The sequence below is a fragment of the Trinickia acidisoli genome (assembly GCF_017315725.1).
Classification (GTDB): domain Bacteria; phylum Pseudomonadota; class Gammaproteobacteria; order Burkholderiales; family Burkholderiaceae; genus Trinickia; species Trinickia acidisoli.
The window spans coordinates 1,232,073-1,253,040 of the sequence record NZ_JAFLRG010000002.1 but is presented as its reverse complement, the minus strand read 5'-3'; the positions used below and the strand labels follow the sequence as shown (position 1 = coordinate 1,253,040).

At 62.8% G+C, this 20,968-nt stretch carries 20 protein-coding genes and 1 pseudogene; 11 read left to right on the top strand and 10 right to left on the bottom strand.

Annotation, left to right across the window (positions count from 1 at the left end; genetic code table 11):
* Positions 1 to 19 precede the first annotated feature (19 nt).
* Positions 20 to 994 (top strand): cysteine synthase A, encoded by a 975-nt coding sequence (locus J3485_RS24030; protein WP_206956833.1) that lies wholly within the window; start codon positions 20 to 22, stop codon positions 992 to 994.
* A gap of 32 nt (positions 995 to 1,026) precedes the next feature.
* On the opposite strand, the gene J3485_RS24025 is transcribed toward J3485_RS24030, so the two are convergent.
* From J3485_RS24025 to J3485_RS23990, 8 genes are all read right to left on the bottom strand, one after another.
* Positions 1,027 to 1,284, bottom strand: coding sequence for a hypothetical protein (locus J3485_RS24025; protein WP_206956832.1), 258 nt, complete (start codon positions 1,282 to 1,284; stop codon positions 1,027 to 1,029).
* On the bottom strand, positions 1,281 to 1,649 hold the full coding sequence (locus J3485_RS24020; RefSeq protein ID WP_206956831.1) for a tlde1 domain-containing protein: 369 nt from the start codon (positions 1,647 to 1,649) through the stop codon (positions 1,281 to 1,283). The genes J3485_RS24025 and J3485_RS24020 overlap by 4 nt, the downstream gene beginning before the upstream one ends.
* 236 nt (positions 1,650 to 1,885) lie before the next feature.
* Complete coding sequence (locus J3485_RS24015) at positions 1,886 to 2,389, bottom strand: hypothetical protein (RefSeq protein WP_206956830.1); 504 nt, start codon at positions 2,387 to 2,389, stop codon at positions 1,886 to 1,888.
* Positions 2,386 to 2,919: a hypothetical protein gene (locus tag J3485_RS24010; RefSeq protein WP_242538909.1), complete on the bottom strand. Its 534-nt coding sequence runs from the start codon at positions 2,917 to 2,919 to the stop codon at positions 2,386 to 2,388. The genes J3485_RS24015 and J3485_RS24010 overlap by 4 nt, the downstream gene beginning before the upstream one ends.
* Before the next feature lie 228 nt (positions 2,920 to 3,147).
* The gene (locus J3485_RS24005) at positions 3,148 to 4,494 is read right to left on the bottom strand and encodes a type II toxin-antitoxin system HipA family toxin (protein WP_206956829.1); all 1,347 of its coding nucleotides are present in this window, start codon (positions 4,492 to 4,494) and stop codon (positions 3,148 to 3,150) included.
* A 3-nt stretch (positions 4,495 to 4,497) separates the two neighbouring features.
* Positions 4,498 to 4,692, bottom strand: coding sequence for an XRE family transcriptional regulator (locus tag J3485_RS24000; protein WP_374192462.1), 195 nt, complete (start codon positions 4,690 to 4,692; stop codon positions 4,498 to 4,500).
* 248 nt (positions 4,693 to 4,940) lie between these two features.
* Positions 4,941 to 5,735: a CDP-diacylglycerol diphosphatase gene (locus tag J3485_RS23995; protein WP_206956827.1), complete on the bottom strand. Its 795-nt coding sequence runs from the start codon at positions 5,733 to 5,735 to the stop codon at positions 4,941 to 4,943.
* Positions 5,736 to 5,943: 208 nt separating this feature from the next.
* Positions 5,944 to 6,888, bottom strand: coding sequence for a TorF family putative porin (locus J3485_RS23990; RefSeq protein ID WP_206956826.1), 945 nt, complete (start codon positions 6,886 to 6,888; stop codon positions 5,944 to 5,946).
* A gap of 233 nt (positions 6,889 to 7,121) precedes the next feature.
* Here J3485_RS23990 and J3485_RS23985 point away from each other — a divergent pair.
* The 4 genes and pseudogenes from J3485_RS23985 to J3485_RS23970 all read left to right on the top strand — a co-directional run.
* Positions 7,122 to 8,408 (top strand): annotated as a pseudogene (locus J3485_RS23985) (quaternary amine ABC transporter ATP-binding protein); the annotation flags it as partial.
* On the top strand, positions 8,401 to 9,309 hold the full coding sequence (choW, locus tag J3485_RS23980; RefSeq protein WP_206956824.1) for a choline ABC transporter permease subunit: 909 nt from the start codon (positions 8,401 to 8,403) through the stop codon (positions 9,307 to 9,309). The pseudogene J3485_RS23985 and the gene choW, both read left to right, overlap by 8 nt.
* A 16-nt stretch (positions 9,310 to 9,325) precedes the next feature.
* Positions 9,326 to 10,312 (top strand): GlxA family transcriptional regulator, encoded by a 987-nt coding sequence (locus J3485_RS23975; protein ID WP_206956823.1) that lies wholly within the window; start codon positions 9,326 to 9,328, stop codon positions 10,310 to 10,312.
* Positions 10,313 to 10,420: 108 nt separating this feature from the next.
* Positions 10,421 to 11,356, top strand: a complete 936-nt coding sequence (locus tag J3485_RS23970) for a choline ABC transporter substrate-binding protein (protein ID WP_374192485.1) — start codon at positions 10,421 to 10,423, stop codon at positions 11,354 to 11,356.
* Positions 11,357 to 11,454: 98 nt separating this feature from the next.
* Here J3485_RS23970 and J3485_RS23965 read toward each other — a convergent pair whose 3' ends face one another.
* Positions 11,455 to 12,525, bottom strand: coding sequence for a GlxA family transcriptional regulator (locus J3485_RS23965; RefSeq protein ID WP_206956821.1), 1,071 nt, complete (start codon positions 12,523 to 12,525; stop codon positions 11,455 to 11,457).
* Positions 12,526 to 12,681: 156 nt separating this feature from the next.
* Here J3485_RS23965 and J3485_RS23960 point away from each other — a divergent pair, with 156 nt between their 5' ends.
* Genes J3485_RS23960 through J3485_RS23940 form a run of 6 tightly spaced genes read left to right on the top strand, consistent with a single transcriptional unit; the run spans position 12,682 to position 19,802 of the window.
* Positions 12,682 to 14,067, top strand: a complete 1,386-nt coding sequence (locus J3485_RS23960) for an L-serine ammonia-lyase (protein ID WP_206956819.1) — start codon at positions 12,682 to 12,684, stop codon at positions 14,065 to 14,067.
* Between the two features lie 22 nt (positions 14,068 to 14,089).
* On the top strand, positions 14,090 to 15,334 hold the full coding sequence (locus J3485_RS23955; RefSeq protein WP_206956814.1) for a sarcosine oxidase subunit beta family protein: 1,245 nt from the start codon (positions 14,090 to 14,092) through the stop codon (positions 15,332 to 15,334).
* Positions 15,335 to 15,352: 18 nt separating this feature from the next.
* Positions 15,353 to 15,676, top strand: coding sequence for a sarcosine oxidase subunit delta (locus tag J3485_RS23950; protein ID WP_206956812.1), 324 nt, complete (start codon positions 15,353 to 15,355; stop codon positions 15,674 to 15,676).
* A 1-nt stretch (position 15,677) separates the two neighbouring features.
* Positions 15,678 to 18,713, top strand: a complete 3,036-nt coding sequence (locus tag J3485_RS23945) for a sarcosine oxidase subunit alpha family protein (RefSeq protein ID WP_206956810.1) — start codon at positions 15,678 to 15,680, stop codon at positions 18,711 to 18,713.
* Positions 18,703 to 19,329 (top strand): sarcosine oxidase subunit gamma, encoded by a 627-nt coding sequence (locus J3485_RS29110; protein WP_242538908.1) that lies wholly within the window; start codon positions 18,703 to 18,705, stop codon positions 19,327 to 19,329. Before J3485_RS23945 ends, J3485_RS29110 begins: the two co-directional genes overlap by 11 nt.
* Positions 19,326 to 19,802, top strand: coding sequence for a dihydroneopterin aldolase (locus J3485_RS23940; protein ID WP_374192461.1), 477 nt, complete (start codon positions 19,326 to 19,328; stop codon positions 19,800 to 19,802). Before J3485_RS29110 ends, J3485_RS23940 begins: the two co-directional genes overlap by 4 nt.
* A 51-nt stretch (positions 19,803 to 19,853) precedes the next feature.
* Here J3485_RS23940 and J3485_RS23935 read toward each other — a convergent pair whose 3' ends face one another.
* The gene (locus tag J3485_RS23935; protein ID WP_206956807.1) at positions 19,854 to 20,867 is read right to left on the bottom strand and encodes a GGDEF domain-containing protein; all 1,014 of its coding nucleotides are present in this window, start codon (positions 20,865 to 20,867) and stop codon (positions 19,854 to 19,856) included.
* Between the last annotated feature and the right edge of the window lie 101 nt (positions 20,868 to 20,968).

The window sequence follows — 20,968 nt, the reverse complement described above, 5'->3', positions numbered from 1 at the left end:
CTTCGGTGAGGAGGGTGTCATGCCTCGGTGCGATGGCTTCATCGGTGCGATCGGCGGCACGCCGCTGATTCGGCTCGCTCGTCTGAGCGAGGAAACGGGTTGCGAGATATTCGGCAAAGCCGAGTTCATGAATCCTGGCGGGTCGGTCAAGGATCGCGCCGCGCTCTACATCATTCGCGATGCCGAGCGCCGTGGCGCGCTCAAGCCTGGCGGCACCGTTGTGGAGGGGACCGCCGGCAACACGGGCATCGGTCTTGCGCACCTTTGTGCCGCACGCGGCTATCGCTGCGTGATCGTGATTCCCGAAACGCAATCGCAGGAAAAGATGGACCTGCTACGCGTGCTCGGGGCGCAGGTTCTACCCGTGCCGGCCAAGCCTTACAAAGATCCCGACAATTATCAGAAGATCGCGGGCAGACTGGCGGAACAGACCGAAAACGCCATTTGGGCGAACCAGTTCGACAACGTCGTCAATCGTCAGGCGCACTATGAAACCACGGGTCCGGAGATCTGGCGCGATACCGACGGCAAGATCGATGCGTTCGTTTGTGCGACGGGCACGGGCGGGACGCTGGCGGGTGTGGCGCGTTTTCTGAAGGAGCGCAACGATGCGGTCAAGATCGTGCTGGCCGATCCAAACGGCAGTGGGTTATACGGCTTCGTCAAAACCGGTGAAATCAAGGCCGAGGGCAATTCCATCACGGAGGGGATCGGCTCGAGCCGCGTGACGGCCAATCTGGAAGGCACGCCGATCGACGATGCCCTGCGTATCGACGATCAGACCTGCGTGACGATGGTCTATCGGCTATTGCGTGAAGAGGGGTTGTATGTCGGTGGCTCGACGGGAATCAACGTGGCGGCGGCCGTGCAGCTTGCGCGCGAGATAGGGCCGGGGCATACGATCGTGACGCTGCTATGCGATCGCGGCAGTTTGTATTTCGCGCGGCTGTTCAATCAGGCTTGGTTGGCCGAGCGTGGGTTGCGGGCGGGATAGGCATCGCCCGTGTGTCGAGCAATCTCCATTTATCAGCGTTTTCGTACCAGTGCCTGATCGCTCAGAACGGCTAGCGTCGATGGCAACGAGCAAAGACCGAGAGCGACGGCGAGCAGGATGTTTTCGTCATCTTCCGGCCCGATCGACCCGAGCCCACGACTAAGCGGCGCAAAAAAGTGAACGCCGCTCGTGCTGTTGATCCACGCCGAGAATGCGTCGGACGCGTAGACCAAGCGACACAAAGCAGTGGATAGCGCGATGATGAAAAGCAATTTCAAGACAGTGGTCATAGAACCTCCACGACGCCGTAACAGCGAATGCGTGTGCCCGGAATGTATGCGACTTTGCCGCCTCGGAGATATGCGCTCAACTGTGCGAATGAAGTGGCGCTTACAAGCGTAATGCATCCCTTGCTGATGCGGCCGCTACCGATCGGGTGCAACCTGAAGTTGCCGCGTCTTACGCCGTCGATATACGTTTCGTCGTCGATGTAGTACCGTCCGGTGGGCAACGGGCCCGAATCGACATGTGCGATGGCCGTAGGCGAGTTCACGTCATCGGCATTGCCGGAGAAAGCGATGAACGAGCGTCCGTCGCAGGTGAGCGTCGAGCGTTGCTCACCGTTCAATCTATACGTGCATGATGCAAGAGGCATATCGGCTCCTTGTATCGGACCCGACACGATATCGGTGTATGCCGCATTATGCGGGTGTGGCCAATATTTTCAGCCAATCGGAAGGGAGGCTCAACGCTGCGCCCAGCTTCGGCCCACCCGTCAAGACTTTGTGCGGCGGAAGCGTCACGCAATGCAAGTGGATACTTAGGGATCCTAACTTTATCGCTTCGATGCTGAGTGAGAGCGAAGCGGATAGCGAGGACGGCACTCGATAGCTACTGCAATGTCCCCCAGCGCTCGACCGCCGGTTCCGCCGATGCCCACTTCCACACCGTGCCCTGCCGGCAGGCACTCGCGGTAAACCAGTCGGCCGTCGCATCCGGCTTGTCGCCGTCGACGACCGAGAACGCGAACTCCTTACAGCTCGCCAGCGCGGTGTCGAATGCGCGCGTCACCCGCACTTCGCCGTGCCCGTTTTCGATCGGCAGTCTATGCTTGACCCGCCACGGTTGCGACCCGCCGACCGGCAGGTCGCCAACCAGTGAGGCAATCGCATCCTGCTGCTCCTGATGCATGACGCGCATGTAGCGGTTCACGGCTTCATCGGTCGCGGCTTGCACGGCGATGCCGACGCCGATCCCAACCGCCGGGTTCGCGGTGACCGCGCCTGTCGCCACGCCGGCGACCGCGCCGCTCGCCGCCCCAATCGACGCACAGCCGCTCATCGCGGCGCTCACGCCCGCGCAGACGAGCGCGACCAATACGAGGCGCGCGCTCATTGGAGCGCGCCCCAGCGTTCGGTCGCGGGTTCGGCCGAGGCCCATTTCCACGCATTGCCGTCGCGGCAGATCGAAGCGACATAGAACGCGCTCGACGCAGGCTTCTTCTTCGTCGCGTCTTCATCGACGGAAAAGACGATTTCCTTGCAATCGAGCGCGCCGGTGCTGATCGCGCGGCTCACCGTCACGCGGCCGTGCTCGTTGTCCTCGATCGGTACCGAGTGCTTGATGGCCCACGGCGCGACCGCGCCGATCGCCAGCGGCCCCGCCGCGGTTGCGATCGAGTCCTGGGTATGCGTGTGCACGACGCGTTCCGTGTACTGCACGCCCGCTTTCGCGGCCGCCACGGCACCCAAGCCGATACCGGTCGCGACGGCGGCGTTGCGCGTGACTTTGGCTGCGACCGCCGCGCCGCCGATACCGGCGCCCGCCGTAGCGCTTTCGGTGTACAACGAACTGCAGCCGTTCAGATTGGCGATGGCCACTGCGGCGATCACGGCGACCGCAAACCGGTGCATGGTGTATTGCATGTTCCCTGCCTCTTCGTTCTTACCCTTGCGATTGCGATCGTTATTGCTGTCGCTTATTGCTCTCGCCCAGCACGAAATACGCCTTGGGCGGCCGCTTTCATCAAGCGGATCGCTCGCGGCGCCTTGCGTGCAGCGCCGCGGCATTTTGCAACATCGGATTTGCGAATGACACGAAAAAAGTGCAAAAAATTGCAAATAGGCAGTCCGATAGGCAATACGCGAGACGTCCTAATCCCCTTGCGCGGGCTCCATCGATTGCAGGCGCTCGGCCGCTTCGCGCAGGCCGTTGAAGATTCGCTCGGCCACTCTCTCGGGAAAACGCGGTGGCAGCGCGCCCGAGACGGATTCGATCACTTGCGGCGTGCGCTGCAGAATTTCCGCGATGAGCGGCTCTGCATTGGGACCGTAGCGACAGAGGCGGGCCGTTTGGTTGAAGTGGCTGCGCTTGATGTCGCGCATCCGGTAGTGCCTGCCGGTGCCCCAAACGGCCATGGCAAGCGAGGCTTTGTGCCATGACCATTGATTGCCGCCGTCGCCTTCCACGGGCCAAATCGACATGACGTCGTAGAGCGGCGTCATTTGGAAGCGGCCGCCCGGCAGCAGCCGGAGGCTGAAGTTCTTGGCATGGCCATCCGGCGCCGCAAGCATCCAGTAGAGGATGTGCGCACGCAGGAAGTTGGAGATGTCTTCGGAGGCGCGCTGGGACTGTTGCAGGATGCCTGCGATCTCGCGTATGCCTGGGCCGCCATGCGCTTCGTACTTGCGATGTGGGGAGACGCCGAGCGCTTGGCAAAAGTCCTCTTGAGGCAAGCGCAGCAACGCACCATTGCGGCCGTATGTGCGATCGAATCGCTCGACGCACAATACCTTCTGCGAGCCGAACGTCATGACGTCGGCTTTCGGCACGGGCAAGCCGTATGCGTCGAGAACGGCGAGACACAGCCATTCGTTTTCGACGGAGATCTGGAAGTCCACCTTCTTTCGACCTAGCAGTCCGAGCGGGAGCTTCAGAATATGCGTCGTCGGCGTGGCGCCGCGCGGTAGGAGCCACTGACCGTCTCGATACAGGAGGGCGGTTTTCTCCTGCGCGCCAGCCAGTGAAATGCGGAAATCGTCCTCGTCGTCGGTGGGCCAAATCGGCTCGCTGCCCAGCATGCGTTGCAAGATGCGTTCGATATCGTCGGCGGACAACGGTGTGCCTTCGATCCGATCGACGTTGCTCGGCGTTTCGTCTTCGTCGAGCAACTGCACGGCGCCCACGCAGTCGCGCCCGATGGCTTTGAGCAGATCGAATGCTTCCAGGGTTTGTGTCTTGAAGCGTGCCGCGATCCGTTTGCGAATATCGGGGCTGTCGGGTAGCAGATTGTCGAAATAGTTTTCCACGCGCTCCCCTCTTAAGGGAAGATCGTCGACGCCGAAAGGCAGGGAAAGAGACAGCGGCCGGCCTACGGCCGATTGCTTCCAACTTTCGGTGTAGCGCAATTCCATCGCACCGTTTGCCGGAAGAATCCAAGTGCCGACGCGTTCGCCGTTGGCCCAGATGGACAGGGCGCGTGTGTGTGAACGGCGACCCATGTGTTACCACTCCGGCTGGTCGTCTGCCGCGCCCTGGTGGGAGCGGGCGTCGCGCGGATGCACCTGCAACTCCAACCCGTATAGCGCAAAAAGGGCGAGCATTTGGTCGAGCGAGAGCGAGTCGGTAGCCGTCGTTTCGAGCAACGATAAGCGCGGCTGGCCGACGCCGAGATATGCGGCCGCCTCAGCCTGTGTCATGCCTTTGGCTTTCCTAGCGGAAAGTAGGACCTCGCCAAGCTGCGATGGAGTGCTCACGATGATCATCGTCGATATTCCTGTGGGGAATAAAGCCAGTATATGCCTCACAGGCATAAACAACAAATATTCGTATAGGAAATATTTTATCGGCGACCGAGTATGCGTGAAATATTCTCTATGGGCATAAACACAATTTATGCGTCACAGGAATATTCGATCGCCTCTTCGCCGCGGGCGCCTACCGCCGCCTACGACGCTTCCGCCGCCGCGCAACGATGATCGAGCAGCGTTTCGGCGGAACCCGTCCCGCCGTGGGTATCGAGGCTGCTGTTGAGAATGAGCCAGCCTGCGTCCGTGGCCGATGGCCCGGCGCCCGTCACGAAAATCGTCTGCGACGCCATGATGTCGGGACTCGTTTTGCCGCCCGCGACGATGTCGAACGGATTGAAATCGAAGGTGGGCCCAGGGATGCGCATGATGCGATAGCGCGCGCCATCGATCGTGTCCCAACGCCACACGCGCGGCGGATCGCTTCGATGTCGGGCGAGCGCGGACGCGGCGTCGGCGCGCATGCAGTCGATATGGATATGCAGTTGTTCTTGCGAGCGGCGCATTGCCGAGTTGATTTCCAATCCAATCTCATCGTCGGCAAGCGTTGCGCGTCCCGCCTTGTTCAACGAGGCTTCGACATAACGGCGCGCATCCCATGCATCGGCCCAGTAATTGGGCGCGTCCGGCGCCAGCAGCAGCGGGCTTTCGATGCCTGAGATTCGATCGGTCGGAATCAACAGATGCTGGGCCACACCGTCTCGATCGTGCAGCAGTGCGTAGCGCCCTTGCAGATCGACGCTCGCGCAGATGCCCGCCTTGCCCGTCGTGTGCGCCGCGGGTACGCAATTGAAATTGACGATTTGCCAAAGCGCATTGGGGTCGGCCGCGGCGAGCACGGAGCAACCGGCCGCGAAGACGGCCGCGCAAGCCGCGAGAACGAACGAGCGGCGAGGCCGCCCGCGTAGCATCGATTGGAGAAGGGTGCTCGACATAGTGACTTCACGAAGCGCAGCGCAGCGCATGATCGGCCGCCGCTTCGGAGCACAGCGCGTCAGACATGGCATGTCGCGTATCGGCAGGTGACAAGACGCGGCCATTCTGTCATGAAACGAAAGCGGACGGCGTCGAGCTACGCAGACGCCGTCCGGCGCCGCTCTCGGGGGGCGGCATGCGCCGGACCTAGCCCAGAACCTAGGCCCTTCAAAACACCTTGGTGATCGTTGCGAAGAACGTCGTTTGCAGCGGGTTCGATACGGCGATGTTGCCCGACGAATCGGGTGCGCCCGTCGTATAGCGATCGTAGACGTTGGTCGCGCCCCAGCCTTTCGTTATCGCGCCCGTCAGCGTCCAGCCGCCGTCGAACGTCTTCGAGACGGCCACCTTCGCGTCTTGCCAGTTATAGGCCGAGAAGTTCTGCACGCGTTCCCAGCCGTAGTGCAACAGCAGCGAGAAGCCGTGAGTGAGGTCGATGTTCGTATTGAGATCGAGGTAGCCCGAGCCGCGGCTGTTCTTGCCGCTGCCGATGCCGAGCGACTGGCTGTCGTAGCCGAAGTAATTCGGCGTGTACGTCAGCCAATACTTGGCCGTGAACCACTTGTAGGTCAGCGCCGTCACGAACTCGCCGTAGTTGTAGCTCGTCGCGCTTGCCGCCATGTGCGCGCCCGGGTACACGTAGTAGTAGAGCGTGCCCGTGTACGACAGATCGCCGAGCGCTCCGCCGTAGCCGCCGTACAAATCCCATTCGGCGGTGCCGCCTTCGATGAATTTGCTGCTGACGCTCGAGAGCCACGTCCCCGCGAACAACCCGCTCGGATGCGTGTAGTCGAAACCGCCTTGAATGGCGGGTTTGCCCCAGGTTTGCCGGAAGCCGCGCGACACGTATTGCGACGCGAGCGTGACGTTGGCCATGAAGGGGGATGCGGCGGGCGCTGCGGGCGTCGCCGCGAGTGTTGCCGGCGCCGTGCTTGCCGCCGATGAGGCGGGATCGGCGGGCGCCGCCGTTACGGCGCTCGGCGCGCTTGTATTCGCGCTGTTCGCGTCGGTTGTTTGCGCAAGCGCAGCCGGCGCATGCAGGGATCCGATCAATAGCGCCGCGCCGCCGAGAGCGGCGGTCGATAGGCGTGGCGGGGTCTTGCGTTGACTCATGTGCGCTCCGTCGTCGTCGTTGTAATCGATCTTGGTCAGCTTGCTTGCCCGGGCTCCAATCGGGTACGGATCTGATTGCGCTGAGTATTGCCAACCGATATGCGCAATGCGCACGCTGTTTCGGACGCGGATCTGTCGTTTCGCGACATGCCTCTCGCATGCGGAGATTGCAATCGACACGAAGCGCCTTATCCTACGGCGCTTGCAGGGATGAAGGGGCGGATGGGCGGTGGCGCCTGTGTCGCATTTTCGCAAGCGTGCGTCGGAATTCGTCGGCTACCCCGCGCTTTTTCTGGCAACTATGTAGGCAGACTGTGCAGGCGTCGGCCTGCCGCAAGGAGACGGAAGAAATGAGTTCACCGAAGGTGATGGTGCAGGGGCTGTGCAAGGTGTTCGGCACGAACCCCAAGCAGGCGCTCGACATGCTGGCCGCCGGCGCGACGAAGGACGAGATATTCGCTCGCACGGGCCAGATCGTCGGCGTGCACGATGTTTCGTTCGACGTTCAGGAGGGCGAAATATTCGTCTTGATGGGGCTCTCCGGCTCCGGCAAGTCCACGTTGATTCGACTGATCAATCGGCTCGTCGATCCGACGGCCGGCAAAGTGCTGATCGACGGGCGCGACGTTGTTGCGGCGCGGCGCAGCGAGCTGACTGCGCTGCGCCGAACGGACATGAGCATGGTGTTCCAGTCGTTTGCGCTGATGCCGCAGCGCACCGTGCTCTCGAACGCAGCCTTCGGTCTCGAAGTGGCCGGCGTCGCGCGCAAGACGCGCGAGGCTCGAGCGATGTCGGTGCTCGAGCAAGTGGGGCTCGCGCCGTTCGCGCACAAGCTGCCCGCCGAGCTCTCGGGCGGCATGCAGCAGCGCGTCGGCCTCGCACGCGCGCTGACCGTCAACCCTTCGCTGATGATCATGGACGAAGCATTTTCCGCGCTCGATCCGCTCAAGCGCAAGGAAATGCAAAACGTGCTGCTGCAGCTTCAGAAGGAACAGCGCCGCACGATCATGTTCGTCTCGCACGATCTCGAAGAGGCGCTCAGAATCGGCAACCGCATCGCGATCATGGAAGGGGGCTGCGTCGTGCAGCTCGGTACGCCGCAGGAAATCATCAGCCGTCCTGCGAACGATTACGTGCGCGCCTTCTTCGAAGGCGTCGATACGAGCCGCTACTTGACGGCCGGCGACCTGATGCAGACCGATGCCGTGCCGCTCGTGCGCGAGCTCGATGCGGCGGGCGTCGCCGCGTCGCTGAACGGCAGCGCCGAATATGCCTTCGTGCTCGACGGCGAGCGCAAGATTCGCGGCTTCGTGACGCGCGACGCGCTGGGCGGCGGCACGCCGAGCCTCGCGCAAATCGAATGCATCGCGCGCAGCGCGACGCTCGAACAGGTCGTCTCGCGCGTCGTGGCGCATCCGCGCGCACTGCCCGTCGTCGACGACGACGGCTGCTATTGCGGCTCGGTCGATCGTGCCGTCGTTCTTCAAGCCATCACGCGTACGCGAGGCTCCCATGTCTGAACTCATTCCACTCGGCAGTTGGGTCGATCAATCCGTCCACTATCTGCTCGATCACGACAGCCACGCGTTCGACATGATCGGGCGCGCGATCGACAGTCTCGCCGGGCTCGTCGAGCACGGCCTGCAAGCGGTCCCGATGTGGGCGCTGATGGCGTTCTTTATCGGCGTGGGGCTTTGGCGCATCGGCTGGCGCTTTGCGTTGTTCACGACGCTTTCGCTGCTGTTGATCTACGCGACCGGCTTTTGGGATCAAACCGTCATCACGCTCGGGTTGACGTTGTCATCCACGCTGATCAGTCTCGTGTTCGGCATCCCGCTGGGCATTTGGACGGCGAAGAACAAACACGTCGCACTCGTCGTGCGCCCGATCCTCGACTTGATGCAGACGATGCCCGCATTCGTCTATCTGATTCCGGCGGCCATGCTGTTCGGCCTCGGTCGCGTGCCGGGGATCTTGTCGACCGTCGTGTTCGCGATGCCGCCCGCGGTGCGTCTCACGAGCCTCGGCATTCGGCATGTCAATCGCGAGATCGTCGAAGCGGGGCAGGCCTTCGGCTGCACGCCTTGGCAGTTGCTCTACAAGGTGCAGTTTCCCAATGCCCTGCCTTCGATCATGCAGGGCGTCAACCAGACGATCATGATGGCGCTCTCGATGGTGATCATCGCGTCGATGGTCGGCGCGGGCGGCCTGGGCAACGACGTGCTTGCCAGCATTCAACGGCTGGATATCGGCCTAGGCTTCGAAAGCGGCTTGTCCGTCGTGCTGCTCGCGATCATTCTCGACCGGATCACGGAAAGCTTCGGTCGCACGCCGGGCACGGCCGTCGCGCCGCGCTTCCAAGGCCTGCGCAGCGTAATGCGGCTGCGCGCGAACGCCCAGCAACCCGTTACGCAAAGCTGAGCGAGGCGAGGCAAGCATGACGTCGGCCACCGTGATGCAGCCAGAAGCCGTTCCGTCGATGCCCGTGCATTTCGGGTTTCTGACGCTTCCGAATTTCTCGATGATCGCATTCACGAGCGCTGTCGAGGTGCTTAGGATGACGAACTATGTCGGCCGCGCGACGCACTACCGCTGGTCCGTCGTATCGGCCGACGGCGTGCCGGTGCGGGCCAGCAACGGCGTCACCGTCACGCCGACGAGAACGCTCGAGGAAGTCGGCATTCCCGATGCCCTCATCGTTTGCGGCGGCACGCAAATCCGCAGCGTCGTCGACGCGAACGTGAAGGCGCTGCTGGCCGACCTGGGCGAACGCGGCGTTCAGCTTGGCGCGATCTGCACGGGCGCCTACGCACTCATGAGCGCGGGGTTGCTCGACGACTATCGCTGTACCGTGCATTGGGAAGACATGTCGGCGTTGCATGCCGAATTTCCGCGCGTGAAGTTCCGGGACGAGTTGTTCGTCATCGATCGCGATCGCATGACTTGCACGGGGGGCACGGCGCCGCTCGATTTGATGCTGCACCTCGTCGGCGAACGGCACGGCCGCAACCTTGCCGCACAAGTATCGGCGCAGTTCATCCTGGAGCGCATTCGCAGCGCTTCCGATCATCAACCGATTCCGGTCGATGCTCGCATCGGGTTCTCGCGCGCGGAACTCATCGAAGTCGTGCGGCTCATGGAGGCGAACATCGAGGAGCCGCTATCGCTCGAGGAGCTCGCGCGGCTCGTTCGATTGTCGCAACGGCACTTGCAGCGGATGTTCAAGGTGTACCTCGAGGTGTCGCCCACTCACTACTACCTCTCGTTGCGGTTGCGTCGCGCACGCGACCTGCTGCGCACGACCGATGCGTCGATCGCACGGGTGACGGCGGTCTGCGGCTTCCAGTCGCCGTGCCACTTCAGCAAAGCCTATCGCGCGCAGTTCGGCTATGCGCCTAGCCGGGAACGCCGCCAAGCGAATTGATTCGATGAGGATATTTAGGAGTCCTTACGAAGTATCGATGTATCCGAAAAACGGCGATAAGCCGATATAACTGTACGAATGGAGGAGCGTCTAATGAAGCAATGCTTGATGAAAGCAGGTTGGGCCTTGGCGGCCGCGGCCCTGGTAACGACGAGCGCGTATGCCTCGGATTCGGCGGTGTGCCGCAACGTGCGTTTCGCCGACGTCGGCTGGACCGACATCGCGGCCACGACGGGCCTCGCTTCGGCCGTCTTCGAGGGGCTCGGCTACAACCCGACGAAAACGATCGCGTCGGTGCCCATCACGTTCGCCGGCATCAAGAGCAAGCAAATCGACGTATTTCTCGGCTATTGGTCGCCGACGATGGACCCGATGATCGAGCCGTTCGTCAAGGCCAAGCAGATCGAAGTGCTCGGCACGCCTAACCTGACCGGCGCGAAATACACGCTGGCCGTGCCCGATTACGTCTACAACGGCGGCCTCAAAACGTTTGCCGACATTCAGAAGTATGCCGACAAGCTCGGCGGCCGGATCTACGGCATCGAGCCCGGCAACGACGGCAATGCGCTGATCGAGAAGATGATCGACGGCAATCAATTCGGCCTCGGCAAATTCAAGCTCGTCGAGTCGAGCGAGGCCGGCATGCTCGTGCAAGTGAACAGGGCCATCCGCGATAAGCAATGGATCGTGTTCCTCGGCTGGGAGCCGCATCCGATGAACGTGCAGATGAAGATCGATTATCTGAGCGGCGGCGATTCGGTGTTCGGCCCGAATTATGGCGAGGCCAAGGTTTTTACGGCGACGCCGCCCGATTACGCCGCGCGCTGCCCGAATGCCGCGAAGCTCGTGTCGAATCTGCATTTCACGACCGACATCGAAAATCACGTGATGATGCCGATCATGAACAAGGAAGACCCGAACAAGGCCGCGACCGCGTGGCTGAAGCAGAACCCGCAGGTGCTCGACAAGTGGCTGGCGGGTGTCACGACGTTCGATGGCAAAGACGGGCTCACCGCGGTGAAGTCGTATATCGCTTCGCATTGAGGCTGTGAAATCGATACCCGCCGCGTGCGGGTGATGTCTTGCGAAACCCCGGGTGATCGGGGTTTTCCGATTCGGGGCGCAACGCATGCATCGGATGCTCAGAACGTCGCACCCGATGCGGCGAAATATGTTTCGCACTCCTTATCGTCTGACTCGTCGCCTGTACGTTGTTCGCGAAACGCAATCGGCGGCATGCCGTACTGCTTGCGAAATTCCCGGCCCAGGTGCGAGGCATCGGAGAAGCCGCAACTCGACGCAATGTCGGCGACGGTTCTATCCGAGCTCGTCAACAGCCATGCGGCCGTGCGCAGCCGTACGTGCTTGGCGAACGTCTGCGGCGTCTTGCCCGTCTGCGCTTTGAACAGCCGCTCGAGCTGACGCGGCGAAAGATCGAGTTTGCAAGCGAGCTCGTCAAGCGGCAGCGCGCGCCCGACATGCTGTTCCATCAGCAAGATCGCGCGCTTGATTTTCGGATGCGTTGCGGGCTCGAGCCCAGGCGGATGCGGCTGCGGCGCGTTGCCCTTCTGCATTTCGTCGACGAGTAGGATCCGCAGCGCCTTTTGCACCGTCGAATGATCGAAGTGCCGCAGCAGGATGGCGGCGGCGACGTCGATCGATGCCCGCCCGCCCGAACACGTAATGCGGCGGCGGTCGATCACGAAGAGACGATCCGCCACGAGCATCTCGGCATTTGCCGACGGAAAGCGTTCGATGAAATCCCAGTAGTGAAACCAGCTTACGCAGATGCGATGGCCGTCGAGCACGCCCGCGCGCATCAGCGAGAACACGCCCGTGCAGATGCCGACGATCGTCGCGCTGCCGCTTGCGGCGCGGCGGATGAAGGCGAGCGTCTCGTCGTCGGACTGAGGGCCCGAGTGCAGTAGCCCGCCCACGACGACCACGTAGTCGAACGGTTCGGCTTCGTCGAACGTTTCCCACGGCGTGATTTGAATGCCGCAGCTCGCGCGCACGGGCGCGAGGGTTTTGCCGACAACGCTCCAGGCGCACCGCACGGGCTTGCTGAAATCGCTGTCGTCGGCCGACAGCCGCAGCATATCGACGAAGCCGGAAAACGCCGTCAGCGTGAAGTTCGGCAGCAGCACGATCCCGAAGCGGATGCGCTCGCGCGAGGCAGTGGAAACCAGCGGTGACGGATCGGCAGCGTTCATGTGCGAGGAATTGAGGGCGTGTGGCGACGGCATCCCACGGCGATGCCGCTTTTGTTCTATCGGCGGATTTTACGCTTTGGTGTACTGACGTCCAAGCGCGGTGGTTCGCAAACTGTCGATCCACCCTCCCAACGATACTCATCGCAAGGCAGCCCCATGAACGTCAGCATCTTCGATTTGTTCAAGATCGGCATCGGCCCGTCGAGCTCCCATACGGTCGGGCCGATGATTGCCGCCTGCGGTTTCGTCTCGCACGTGGAAGACGCCAATCTGCTTGCCTACGTGCGCCGCATCAAAGTCGAACTCTACGGATCGCTCGGCGCCACGGGAAAAGGCCATGGCACCGACAAGGCAGTGCTGCTCGGGCTCGAAGGCCATTTGCCCGACGCGATCGATCCCGATCTGATCGCGCCGCGCCTGGCAGCGATTCGCGCCGGCAAATCGCTGCGGCTGATGGGCCGCGACGAGATTCGCTTCGACGAGAAGGAGGATGTGTCGTTCTATCGCAAGCTCATGAGCGGCACGAACGTCGTCCACCCGAACGGCATGCGCTTTCAGGCGTTCGACGAGCATGGCCAGTTGCTCGTCGAAAAAGAGTATTACTCGGTGGGCGGCGGTTTCGTCGTCAACCGCGACGGAGATCGCGTCAACGGCGTGCGTGCCGGCGCGGAGGTGCCGCATCCGTTCCGCACGGGCGCCGATCTGCTGCGCGCATGCCGCGACAGCGGGCGATCGATCGCCCAAGTCGCGTTCGAGAACGAATGCGTGTCGCGCTCGCCCGCCGACGTGCGCGAAGGACTGCTGGCGATCTGGCGCGCGATGGCCGCCTGTGTCGAACGCGGCTGCCGCACGGAAGGCGAACTGCCGGGCCCGATGCGCGTGAAGCGTCGTGCCGCCGAGCTTGCCAAGCACTTGCGTGCACGGTCGGAAGAATCGCTGCGCGATCCGCTTTCGATGCTCGATTGGGTCAACCTCTACGCGATGGCCGTCAACGAAGAAAACGCGGCCGGCGGGCGCGTCGTCACTGCACCGACGAACGGCGCGGCCGGCGTCATACCCGCGGTGCTGCATTACTACGTGAAGTTCGTGCCCGGCGCGAACGACGACGGCATCGTCGATTTTCTGCTGACGGCGGCTGCCATCGGCATCATCTACAAGGAAACGGCATCGATCTCGGGCGCGGAAGTGGGCTGCCAAGGCGAGGTCGGCGTCGCCTGCTCGATGGCCGCGGCGGCCCTTGCGGCCGTGATGGGCGGCACGCCCCGGCAGGTCGAGAATGCTGCCGAGATCGGTATGGAACACAATCTCGGCATGACGTGCGACCCCGTTGGCGGCCTCGTGCAGATTCCGTGCATCGAGCGCAACGCGATGGGTGCGATCAAGGCGCTGAATGCGTCGCGCATGGCGCTCAAAGGCGACGGCGATCACTACGTTTCGCTCGATTCGGTCATCAAGACGATGCGCGAGACGGGCGCCGACATGAAGACCAAATACAAGGAGACGTCTCGCGGCGGATTGGCCGTGAACGTCATCGAATGCTAATCGACCCATCGAGACCACCGCTATGAGCCGCTTTTCGATATTCAGTTTGGTACGCAACGGGTTGTCGTATCACGAGAACTGGGAGCGCCAGTGGCGCAGCCCCGAACCCAAGCGCGAGTACGACGTCGTGATCGTCGGCGGCGGCGGGCATGGTCTCGCCACGGCGTATTACCTGGCGAAGGAGCACGGCGTGCGCAACATCGCCGTGCTCGAAAAAGGATGGATCGGCGGTGGCAATACGGCGCGCAACACGACGATCATTCGCTCGAACTATCTATGGGATGAATCGGCGGCGCTCTACGAAAAAGCGATGAAGCTGTGGGAGGGGTTGTCGCAGGACGTCAACTACAACGTGATGTTCAGCCAGCGCGGGGTGATGAATCTCGCCCATACGCTGCAAGACGTGCGCGACACGCAGCGGCGCGTGAATGCGAACCGGCTCAACGGCGTCGATGCCGAATTCTTGACGCCCGAGCAAATCAAGGAGATCGAACCGACGATCAATCTGAACGCACGCTATCCGGTACTCGGCGCATCGTTCCAGCGCCGCGGCGGCGTGGCGCGTCACGATGCCGTGGCATGGGGTTTCGCGCGCGGTGCCGATGCACACGGTGTCGACATCATTCAGAACTGCCAAGTCACGGGCATTCGCCGCGATGGCGGCGCCGTAATTGGCGTCGAGACCGTGAAAGGCTTCATCAAAGCGAAAAAGGTTGCCGTCGTCGCCGCCGGCAATACCACGACGCTCGCCGACATGGCCGGTGTGCGTCTGCCGCTCGAAAGCCACCCGCTGCAGGCGCTCGTCTCCGAACCGATCAAGCCCGTGGTCAATACCGTCGTGATGTCGAACGCGGTGCACGCGTATATCAGCCAATCCGACAAGGGCGACCTCGTGATCGGCGCCGGCATCGATCAGTACACGGGCTTTGGCCAGCGCGGCAGCTTTCACATCATCGAGAGCACGCTGCAAGCCATCGTCGAAATGTTTCCCGTGTTCTCGCGCGTGCGCATGAATCGCCAGTGGGGCGGCATCGTCGACGTTTCCCCCGATGCCTGCCCGATCATCGGCAAAACCGACGTGAAGGGCCTCTATTTCAACTGCGGGTGGGGCACGGGTGGCTTCAAAGCCACGCCGGGATCGGGCTGGGTGTTCGCCCATACGATCGCGAACGATGCACCGCATCCTTTGAACGCACCGTTCTCGCTGGACCGCTTCTACACAGGCCACCTCATCGACGAGCACGGCGCCGCCGCCGTTGCGCACTAATCCGCCAAGGAGACTGACATGTTGCTGATCGAATGCCCTTGGTGCGGGCCGCGCGCCGAAAGCGAATTTTCCTGCGGCGGGGAGGCCGATATCGCTCGTCCGCTCGAGCCCGAGAAACTGAACGATCGCGAGTGGGGCGACTACCTGTTCATGCGCAAGAATCCGCGTGGCGTTCACCGCGAGCAATGGCTGCATACGCAAGGGTGCCGCCGCTGGTTCATGGCGACGCGCGATACGGTGTCGTACGCGTTCCAGGGCTACGACACGTTCGGCGGCGCGACGGCGCCGGGCACAAGCGAGCCCAATGCGGCCGCGCGCAAGAGTACGCAAGGGGGCAAATAACATGAGCAATCAAAAGGATCAAAAGGATCGACTGGGCGCGGGTGGGCGGATCAATCGAGCGATCCCGCTGACGTTCACGTTCAACGGGCGCACGTATCAGGGTTATCAGGGCGACACGCTCGCATCGGCGTTGCTCGCCAACGGCGTGCATTTCGTCGCGCGAAGCTGGAAATACCATCGCCCGCGCGGCATTGTGACGGCCGGCGTCGAAGAGCCGAATGCGATCGTGCAACTCGAAAGCGGGGCGTACAGCGTGCCGAACGCGCGCGCGACGGAAGTCGAACTGTACCAAGGGCTCGTCGCGACGAGCGTCAACGCCGAGCCTTCGCTCGAGAACGACCGCCTCGCGATCAATCAGAAGATCGCGCGCTTCATTCCGGCCGGCTTTTATTACAAGACGTTCATGTGGCCGCGCAAATGGTGGCCGAAGTACGAAGAGAAAATCCGCGAGGCAGCGGGGCTCGGCAAGGCGCCCGACACGCGCGACGCCGATCGCTACGACAAGTGCTTCGCGCACTGCGACGTGCTCGTGATCGGCGGCGGCCCTTCGGGGTTGGCCGCGGCCCACGCGGCAGGCAGCGCCGGTGCGCGCGTGTTCCTCGTCGACGATCAGCGCGAACTGGGTGGCTCGCTGCTCTCGTGCCGCGCGCAGATCGACGGTAAGGGCGCGATGCAATGGGTCGAAAAGATCGAGCACGCGCTGTCGCAGATGCCCGATGTCAAGGTTTTGTCGCGCAGCACCGCGTTCGGCTATCAAGACCACAACCTCGTGACGGTCGTGCAACGCTTGACCGATCATCTGCCGGTGTCGATGCGCAAAGGCACGCGCGAACTCGTCTGGAAGATTCGCGCCAAGCGCGTGATCTTGGCGACCGGCGCGCATGAACGGCCGCTCGTATTCGGTTACAACGATTTGCCCGGCATCATGCTCGCGTCCGCGGTATCGACGTACATCCAGCGCTACGGCGTGCTGCCGGGGCGTGAGGCCGTCGTCTTCACGAACAACGATGACGGGTATCAATGCGCGCTCGATCTGAAAGCGAGCGGAGCGAAGGTCACGGTCGTCGATCCGCGCGCGCAGAGCGACGGATCGCTGCCCGCGGCCGCGCGCCGTCACGGCGTAGTCGTGATGAGCGGCGCCGTGGTCACGAAGGCAAACGGCAAGTGGCGGGTGTCTTCCGTCGAAGTGGCATCGTTCGCGCAAGGAACGGTGGGCGCGCATGCCGCCACCTTGGCGTGCGATCTCGTCGCCATGTCGGGCGGATGGAGCCCTGTGCTGCACCTGTTCGCGCAATCGGGCGGCAAGGCGCATTGGCATGACGAGAAGGCGTGTTTCGTTCCGGGCAAGCGGATGCAGGCCGAGGTCAGCGTCGGCGCCGCGTCGGGCGAGTTCGGCTTGGCGCGCGGGTTGCGGCTCGCGCTCGACGCGGGCATAGAGGCTGCGCAGTCGCTCGGATTGAAGACGGCATCGCGGCCGGCTTCGCCGCAAGTGGCCGATATCAAGGAGTCCGCGATCATGCCGCTCTGGCTCGTGGGTACGCATGAACGTGCCGCGCGCGGGCCGAAACAGTTCGTCGACTTCCAAAACGACGTGTCCGCAGCCGACATCTTGCTGGCCGCGCGCGAAGGCTTCGAATCGGTGGAGCACGTGAAGCGCTACACCGCGATGGGCTTCGGTACCGACCAAGGCAAGCTCGGCAATATCAACGGGATGGCGATCCTCGCGCAAGCGCTCGGCAAGACGATTCCCGAGACGGGCACGACGACGTTCCGCCCGAACTACACGCCCGTCACGTTCGGCGCGATCGCGGGGCGCGAGATCGGCGATTTCATCGACCCGATTCGCAAGACGTGCATCCACGAATGGCACGTCGAACACGGCGCGCTGTTCGAAGACGTCGGAAATTGGAAGCGCCCCTGGTACTTTCCGAAGGGCAGCGAAGACTTGCACGCAGCCGTTGCGCGCGAATGTTTAGCAGTCCGAACGAGTGTCGGCATCATGGATGCCTCGACGCTCGGCAAGATCGACGTGCAGGGCCCCGATGCCGCCAAGCTGCTCAATTGGGTTTATACGAACCCGTGGTCGAAGCTCGAAGTCGGCAAGTGCCGCTATGGCCTCATGCTCGACGAGAACGGCATGGTGTTCGACGACGGCGTGACGGTGCGGCTCGGCGAGCAGCACTATCTGATGTCGACCACGTCCGGCGGCGCCGCGCGCGTGCTGACTTGGCTCGAGCGCTGGGTACAGACGGAATGGCCCGATATGAAAGTGCGGATGACATCGGTCACCGATCACTTTGCTACGTTCGCCGTAGTCGGCCCGAGCAGCCGCAAGGTGTTGCGCAAGGTGTGTCGCGACATCGATTTTTCGAATGAAGCATTCCCGTTCATGACGTTCAGGGAAGGCACCGTGGCCGAGGTGCCGGCCCGTGTGATGCGGATCAGCTTCTCGGGCGAACTCGCTTATGAAGTCAACGTGCCGGCCAATGCGGGCCGCGCCGTGTGGGAAGCCTTGATGGCGGCCGGCGAAGCGTTCGACATCACGCCGTACGGTACGGAAACGATGCACGTGCTGCGGGCGGAGAAGGGCTACATCATCGTCGGCCAAGACACGGACGGCTCGATGACGCCGTTCGATCTCGGGATGGGCGGGCTCGTGGCCAAAACGAAGGACTGCCTCGGCAAGCGTTCTCTGAGGCGCTCGGACACGGCGAAGGAAGGACGCAAGCAATTGGTAGGACTCCTAACCGACGATACGTCGTATGTCCTGCCCGAAGGCAGCCAGATTTTGGCGCACGGCATCAATGGGCCGGCGGCGAATCAAGTGGCTGCGGATCCGGTGCCGATGCTCGGCCATGTGACGTCGAGCTACTACAGCCCGATCTTGAAGCGTTCGATCGCGATGGCCGTCGTCAAGGGCGGCCTCGGCAAGATGGGCGAGAAGGTATCGGTGGATCTGAACGGTAAATCGATGGCGGCGACCATCACGAGCCCTGTCTTCTACGACACCGAAGGAGTGCGTCAGCATGTGGAATGAAAGCAGAAACAATACGGCCGTTGCCGGTGTTCGCACGCCGCTCGAATCGCCGCTCGTGGGCGCGCAAGCGTTGCTCGACGCTGATCAAGCGCTGCAATCGAAGCTGTTTCGCTTGCGCGAGCGGCCGTTCCTCGATCTTGCCAACGTGCGCGGCGATGCGCGCGATGGCGCATTCGTCGCCGCGGTGGAAAGCGTGATCGGTGCGCGCCTGCCGACCAAGCCGAATACGGCCGTGCGGGGTAGCGAGTACGAGGCGATTTGGCTTGGCCCCGATGAGTGGCTCGTCCGCTCGAACGAGGCGCGCGTGCCCGAGCTCGAAGGAAAATTGCGTACGGCATTCGGCACGCTGTTCGCGTCCGCGGTCGACGTGGGCAGCGGGTACACGGTGCTCGAAGCGAGCGGCGAGCGTGTGCGCGAGGTGATTGCGCGCGGATGCCCGCTCGATCTGCATCCGCAGGTGCTGCAGCGGGGGCAGTGCGCGCAAAGCCATTACTTCAAGGCGTCGATCGTGTTGATCCCGACGGCTTACGACACGTTCGAACTCGTCGTGCGCCGCAGTTTCGCCGACTACTTCTGCCGCATCATGCTCGACGCGGCCGCGCCGATCGTATCGTGAAGCCCGCCGAGCCGTTTGCCGTTCGCGGCGCGTTGCTGCACGACGTGGCTGCCGCGCGTCGCGGTCGCGGCTGGTATGTATTCGTCGACGGCTTGATCGCCCACACGCGCGTGGGCATCCATGCGCACGAGTATGCCGCACCGCAACGTGTCGTCGTCGACGCCCGCCTGGGTTACCGGTGCGCGCCGTCGGAAGCGGCCGACGGTTGGATCGACTATGAACGCTATTGTCAGCAAGTGACGGCGTTTCTCGCCGAGAAGCCCCATACGCGCCTGCTCGAAACGCTGGCTGTCGAGGTCGCGGCGTTGTCGTTTACGCAATGGCCCGTGCTCGAGACGTTGACGCTTGCGTTGCACAAGCCGAAGATTCGCGAAGGCACGCGCCGCATCGGGCTGGAGCTCGATTGGACGCGTGCCGATTACCATGCTTGGCGCGCCGAGCAGGAAGCGGTCGCGGCGCGTGCGACTTGCTGAGCTTTTCTTCCCGCTGAAGGCAGCGAGATCCGGCTTTACTATTTAGGAATACTAAGCATCTATCAGCGCGCCGTACTGGGTCAATTTCGCATCGAGCGCACGCGCCGCTCGCCCCGCACGTTTGTTCGCATACATCGCGTGATCGGCAACGGCGATCAAGTCGGCAATCGACGTTTCCTTTGCCCCGTCGAATGGCGCGCATCCGACGCTGAATCTCAAGTCGTAACCGCGCCGTGCATCGTGGTTATAGCGTTCGACGCCTAGTTGAACGCGCTCGATGATGCGTGCCTCGGTGCCCGCTTCCGCGCCGACGACGAGCGCCACGAACTCATCGCCGCCCAGCCGAGCGAGCACGTCCGTTTCGCGCAAAGATGCGCGCAGCACGTTCGCGAAGCCGACGATCGCGCGGTCGCCTTCGGCGTGGCCGTATTCATCGTTGATTTGCTTGAACCCGTTCAGATCGAAGAAGAGTACCGATGCGCGCGAGCCGCCCCGCTTGCAGAGCTGCAGCAGGTGCAGCCCGAGCGCTTCGAAGCCACGCCGGTTCGAGAGGCCGGTCAGATCGTCGGTCGCCGCCAGTAGCAGCATTTCGAGCTCGCGCTCGGCGATGCGGCCGAGGTCGCGCAGCAAGCCGCGCTCCGCTTCGTCGAACTTGCGCGGCTTCTTGTCGACGATGCATAACGCACCGACACGCAGATCGCCTTCGAGCGTCAGCGGGCATCCCGCGTAGAAGCGAACGCTGAGATCGCCGGTGACCAAGGGGTTGTCGAAGAATCGCGGGTCGGTACGCGCGTCTTCGATCACCAAGAGATCGTCGCCCAGGATCGTGTGTCCGCAAAACGATATGTCGCGCGACGTTTCCGTCACGGCAAGCCCGACGCACGACTTGAACCATTGCCGATCGCTATCGACGAGCGAGACCGCCGAGATCGGTACGCCGAACAGGCGCTCGGCGAGACGCGTCAATCGATCGAAGCGCTCGTTCGGCGGCGTGTCGAGAACATGCAGCGAGTGCAGCAGCGCGGTGCGCGCGGCTTCGTTCGACGGAAGGGCAGGCTTGTGCATATCGCTCCATGTAAGACGGCGGGCGCGGTCCGAGCGCCTTTATGACCTGTGCAGAATACGGTGCGAATTCGTGAACCCATTGACCGAACAACGCGGCCATT

Excerpts from the sequence above, each read along its gene's own strand:
- J3485_RS23965 (WP_206956821.1), bottom strand. The coding sequence starts at position 12,525 with ATGAACGCTGCCGATCCGTCACCGCTGGTTTCCACTGCCTCGCGCGAG.
- J3485_RS23935 (WP_206956807.1), bottom strand. The coding sequence starts at position 20,867 with ATGCACAAGCCTGCCCTTCCGTCGAACGAAGCCGCGCGCACCGCGCTG.
- J3485_RS24025 (WP_206956832.1), bottom strand. The coding sequence starts at position 1,284 with ATGACCACTGTCTTGAAATTGCTTTTCATCATCGCGCTATCCACTGCT.
- J3485_RS23950 (WP_206956812.1), top strand. The coding sequence starts at position 15,353 with ATGTTGCTGATCGAATGCCCTTGGTGCGGGCCGCGCGCCGAAAGCGAA.
- J3485_RS23955 (WP_206956814.1), top strand. The coding sequence starts at position 14,090 with ATGAGCCGCTTTTCGATATTCAGTTTGGTACGCAACGGGTTGTCGTAT.
- J3485_RS29110 (WP_242538908.1), top strand. The coding sequence starts at position 18,703 with ATGTGGAATGAAAGCAGAAACAATACGGCCGTTGCCGGTGTTCGCACG.
- J3485_RS23990 (WP_206956826.1), bottom strand. The coding sequence starts at position 6,888 with ATGAGTCAACGCAAGACCCCGCCACGCCTATCGACCGCCGCTCTCGGC.
- J3485_RS24010 (WP_242538909.1), bottom strand. The coding sequence starts at position 2,919 with ATGCAATACACCATGCACCGGTTTGCGGTCGCCGTGATCGCCGCAGTG.
- J3485_RS23960 (WP_206956819.1), top strand. The coding sequence starts at position 12,682 with ATGAACGTCAGCATCTTCGATTTGTTCAAGATCGGCATCGGCCCGTCG.
- J3485_RS24000 (WP_374192462.1), bottom strand. The coding sequence starts at position 4,692 with ATGACACAGGCTGAGGCGGCCGCATATCTCGGCGTCGGCCAGCCGCGC.
- J3485_RS24030 (WP_206956833.1), top strand. The coding sequence starts at position 20 with ATGCCTCGGTGCGATGGCTTCATCGGTGCGATCGGCGGCACGCCGCTG.
- J3485_RS23995 (WP_206956827.1), bottom strand. The coding sequence starts at position 5,735 with ATGTCGAGCACCCTTCTCCAATCGATGCTACGCGGGCGGCCTCGCCGC.
- J3485_RS24005 (WP_206956829.1), bottom strand. The coding sequence starts at position 4,494 with ATGGGTCGCCGTTCACACACACGCGCCCTGTCCATCTGGGCCAACGGC.
- J3485_RS23975 (WP_206956823.1), top strand. The coding sequence starts at position 9,326 with ATGACGTCGGCCACCGTGATGCAGCCAGAAGCCGTTCCGTCGATGCCC.
- J3485_RS23945 (WP_206956810.1), top strand. The coding sequence starts at position 15,678 with ATGAGCAATCAAAAGGATCAAAAGGATCGACTGGGCGCGGGTGGGCGG.
- J3485_RS23970 (WP_374192485.1), top strand. The coding sequence starts at position 10,421 with ATGAAAGCAGGTTGGGCCTTGGCGGCCGCGGCCCTGGTAACGACGAGC.
- J3485_RS24020 (WP_206956831.1), bottom strand. The coding sequence starts at position 1,649 with ATGCCTCTTGCATCATGCACGTATAGATTGAACGGTGAGCAACGCTCG.
- J3485_RS24015 (WP_206956830.1), bottom strand. The coding sequence starts at position 2,389 with ATGAGCGCGCGCCTCGTATTGGTCGCGCTCGTCTGCGCGGGCGTGAGC.
- choW (WP_206956824.1), top strand. The coding sequence starts at position 8,401 with ATGTCTGAACTCATTCCACTCGGCAGTTGGGTCGATCAATCCGTCCAC.